This is a genomic window from Bartonella sp. MR168JLCBS, from assembly GCF_042194175.1.
Genome location: NZ_JBHIMP010000204.1, coordinates 301 through 927 on the forward strand (window position 1 = coordinate 301; position 627 = coordinate 927).

At 36.4% G+C, this 627-nt stretch carries 1 protein-coding gene; it reads right to left on the minus strand.

Going from position 1 to position 627, the window contains the following annotated elements:
• The coding region (locus ACFIK8_RS10365) for a murein hydrolase activator EnvC family protein (protein ID WP_375669376.1) at nt 1-627 on the minus strand (627 nt) is incomplete at both ends.

A 627-nucleotide genomic window follows, 5' to 3' on the forward strand; every position in this document is an offset into this window, starting at 1 on the left:
GTAAAGCATTGGAGCAGTTTTGCCTATATCCAATGCAACACTGTTTGCAATAAATTGCATTCCCATCATACCCAGAGGCTCACCTGAAAGAACGAATTGCCCCTGTGTTACGTTGATTCTCGACATCCCAATAAGAACAATATGGTAACCATTTCCAACATTCAGAATAATTAACTGTCCGTAAGAACGAAAGGGTCCAGCAAAAGCAACAAGAGCATCAGCAGGTGCTATAATAACAGCTTCTGATTCTGTTTCAATCATTTCACCAAAGCGCGTAATCTGCGAACTATTATTAATGTGTTGAATTTTTTTTCCTAAAACAGGAAAAAGTAAAGAACCTTTTCGACTTTCGAAATCGTACTGCTCTAACAATTGTAAACTTTTTCGTACCTGTATTGATTCATCAGCATTAAGCTTCGACTGACGATCAAGTTCTAAAATCAATTCTTCCAAAGACTGCGCTTTTTTAGCAAGAGCAATATTTTTTTGTTGCTGCTCTGTAAGTTCTTCTTCCGATCTTTTTTGTAGTTTGGCTTTTTTATCTAATAAAAGCTCTAAACGCTTTCGCTGCTCTGCTTGATTTTGCATTTTAGTCTTTAAAGCCTTATACTCCCTTGTAATTGAATT